We start from the raw sequence: 1,796 nt of genomic DNA, 5'->3' as shown, positions 1-1,796 counted from the left end.
ATTCCAGATGGCCGCCCCGATCGGTGAAGCTGAAGGCTTGTCGCGTTCCATCCGGGCGCTCGGTTTCCAGGCGGACATCGTCCGCCGGCCAGCCGTGACCGCGCTCGGGATAGATCCGGAAGCGCGGCGGCGCGGCGGTTTCGAAGATCTCCAACCGCAACACGCCGTGGCCGGTGTCGATCCGCGGGGCCTCCCCGCCGCCGTGGCCATGATGGCCGTGATCGTGGTGGGCGACAGCCGCCAGGGCCTGGTCGCGCCGGGCCCGCCAGATCATCCAGACGCCCATGGCGACGATGATGACGGCGGAGGCGACCTGGAGGTAAGGCTCGATGGTCTCCGGCGCGAGGCCGCGCCAGAGGTACATGCCGCCCAGGGCGATCACCCAGACAATCGCCGTGTGCGACAGCGTCGCGCAGAGCCCGAGCAGGATGGCCTGCTTCACCGATCCGCGGATGGCGATGATGAAGGCCGCCATCATGGTCTTCGAGTGGCCGGGCTCCAGACCATGAAGCGCGCCCAGCAGGATGGCGGAGGGGACGAACAGCCAGGCGTGCGCCGCGCCCTGCTGGATGAGGTCGGTGAAGGTAGGCATCACATATCCTATCCCCCTAGAGAGGATATGTTCAAGCCGGGACCATTCGACGCATTTGCGGCAAATCCGATCCAATCAGGTCGGCTCTTGTTCTCAGGCGGCCCGACGCACCCAGATCACAAGGCCGGCGACCGCGGCCGCGGAAAATCCGGCTCCGGCGAAAAACGTCGTGCTCGGGCCGAAGGCTGTCCAGAGCCCACCGGCCAGCGTGCTCGCCAGCAACAGGGTCAGGCCGGTCGCCAAGTTGAAAATGCCGAACGCCGTCCCGCGCAGCCGGTCTGGCGCGGCGTCGGCGACCAGCGCCGAGAGCAGCCCCTGCGTCATGCCCATATGGACGCCCCACAGCGCCACGCCGATGAACACACCGCCGATCGACGGCAGCAGCGCCAGCGCCAGGTCGGCGAGGATGAGCACGCCAAGCCCGATCCCGAGCAGCCTCCGACGGTCTAGCCGGTCGGAGAGCGCGCCGGCCGGCGCCGCCACGGCCGCATAGAAGACGTTCATCACGACAAGCACGAGCGGGATGAGGGTGAGCTTCAGACCGACGTCCTGAGCCCGCAGGACGAGGAAGGCCTCGCTGAACCTGGCCAGGGTGAAGACCACGCCCACGACGACCACCGACCAGAACGGCCGACCCATGTCGCGAACCTCGGCCCAGCGGATCGGCGCCCTGGCCTGCGCGGCCCCGCCGGATCGCTTTGGCTCGTCGACGCCGAAGATCATCAGCAACACGGCGATGACCGCCGGAACGGCGGCCCAGGCGAAGACCGCGCGCATGTCGCCGGCGAGGGCCGCCATCAGAACGATCGCCACGATCGGACCCAGGAAGGCGCCGATGGTGTCGAGGGCCTGGCGCAGGCCGAACGCGGCCCCCCGTACGCCGGGCGGGGTGATATCGGCCACCAGGGCGTCTCGCGGCGCGCCGCGGATGCCCTTGCCCACACGGTCGGTGAACCGAGCCGCGAACACTTCGAACGGTGTCATGGCGAGCGGGAAGACCGGCTTGGTGATCGCCCCGAGGCCATAGCCGAGCACGGCCAGGAACTTGCGCCTGCCGAGCCGATCGCTGATCCAACCGGAGAAGACCTTGGTGGTCGAGGCCGCGGCTTCGGAGACCCCTTCGATCAACCCGACCATGGCGACGCTGGCGCCGAGCGTGCCCACCAGGAACACGGGCAACAGGCTGTGGATCATCTCCGAGGAG

Annotated in this window: 2 protein-coding genes; both read right to left on the bottom strand. The window is 68.8% G+C overall.

The window, feature by feature from the left end; genetic code table 11:
* On the bottom strand, positions 1 to 592 hold a 592-nt coding region (locus Q8Q88_RS07170; protein ID WP_305674514.1), incomplete at its 3' end, for a nickel/cobalt efflux transporter.
* 93 nt (positions 593 to 685) lie between these two features.
* On the bottom strand, positions 686 to 1,796 hold a 1,111-nt coding region (locus Q8Q88_RS07165), incomplete at its 5' end, for an MFS transporter (RefSeq protein ID WP_305674513.1).

It is taken from the genome of Phenylobacterium sp., assembly GCF_030697925.1.
In the GTDB taxonomy this organism is placed as follows: Bacteria; Pseudomonadota; Alphaproteobacteria; order Caulobacterales; family Caulobacteraceae; genus Phenylobacterium.
This window is presented reverse-complemented; position numbering and strand designations above follow the sequence as displayed.